We start from the raw sequence: 1,351 nt of genomic DNA, 5'->3' as shown, positions 1-1,351 counted from the left end.
TATAGTGGACCCCGAATCTGAGACGGTGGTTTAAGCTGTCGTCCGCGAAAGGATGACAGCGAATGAGTGAAGGTAAAAAACGCAGGGTGCACAGCGCCGAGTTCAAGGCCAAGGTTGGGTTGGAAGCGGTGCGTGGGGTGAAGACGGTGACGGAGATTGCGCAGGAATTCGGCGTGCATCCAGTACTGGTGGGCCAGTGGAAGAAGGAGATCCTGGAGAACGCCGGCGCCCTGTTCGACGTCAAGCGCGGGCCGAAGCCGGTGGACGAAAGCAGCCCGGAGGACAAGCTGTACAGCGAGATCGGCAAGCTGAAGATGCAGGTGGATTGGCTCAAAAAAAAGCTTGGGGAATGAGTCCGGCCGAGCGGGCACGGTGGATCGAGCGCGAGGACAAGATACCGCTGACGATGCAGTGCGAGCTGGCCGGCGTGCCGCGTTCGACCGTGTATCGGCGGCTGGAGGCGGCGGCCCGACAGGAATGCATCGAGGAGGAGGACGGCCAGCTGCGCGCCCTGATCGACGAGGAGTACACCAGCCGCCCGTTCTACGGCAGCCGGCGCATGGCGGTCTTCCTGCGAGGCCGAGAGCACCGCGTCAACCGCAAGCGCGTGCAGCGCCTGATGCGGGAAATGGGCTTGGCGGGCATGGCGCCGGGGCCGTCCACGAGCAAGCCGCACCCGCAGCACAAGGTCTATCCCTATCTGCTGCGCGGGGTGGCGGTCACGCGGCCGAACCAGGTGTGGAGTACGGACCTGACGTACATTCGGCTGGCGCGCGGCTTTGCCTACCTGGTGGCGGTCATCGATTGGTACTCGCGTCGTGTGCTGGCCTGGCGCATCAGCAACAGCATGGACGCGTCGTTCTGCGTGGACTGTCTGGAGGAGGCATTGCGCCACCACGGCAAGCCCGAGGTATTCAACAGCGACCAGGGCTCGCAGTTCACCAGTGACGCCTTTACCAGCGTGCTCAAGCGCGAAGGCGTGGCCATCAGCATGGATGGGCGAGGACGGGCGCTGGACAACATCTTCGTCGAGCGCCTGTGGCGCAACGTGAAGTACGAGGACGTGTACCTGAAGGGCTACGCCAACATGGCCGAGCTGACAGTCGGCCTGGCACAGTACTTCGCGTTTTACAACGCCGAGCGTCCACACCAGGCGCTGGGCTACGAGACGCCAGATCATGTCTACCGTGCCGGTGTTGGAGGAGGTGCGTTGATCGTCGACAAGTTCGGCGACGCGGACCAAGAGCCGGAGAAAAACGGCGGAACGGGGCAGCGCCGGGCAGCTGCTGAAGTGGAAATGGACACAGCTTAAACTAGCCGGCTGAGTGTCTTGACTGATGGGTCCACTTTA

General features: G+C 62.9%; 1 protein-coding gene. It reads left to right on the top strand.

The features are described 5' to 3' along the window. Window positions 1-62: 62 nt before the first annotated feature. Window positions 63-1,312 (top strand): IS3 family transposase gene (locus ABIB42_RS25895; protein WP_229409725.1). Its coding sequence is split into 2 segments (ribosomal slippage): window positions 63-348 and window positions 348-1,312, totalling 1,251 coding nucleotides; the frame shifts between segments, so codons are not numbered across the junction. The last annotated feature ends 39 nt before the right edge of the window (window positions 1,313-1,351 follow it).

The sequence above is a fragment of the Massilia sp. UYP32 genome (assembly GCF_050434365.1).
Classification (GTDB): Bacteria; Pseudomonadota; Gammaproteobacteria; order Burkholderiales; family Burkholderiaceae_D; genus Telluria; species Telluria timonae.
The sequence above is the reverse complement of the archived record's forward strand: the minus strand, read 5'-3'. Positions and strand labels throughout refer to the sequence as shown.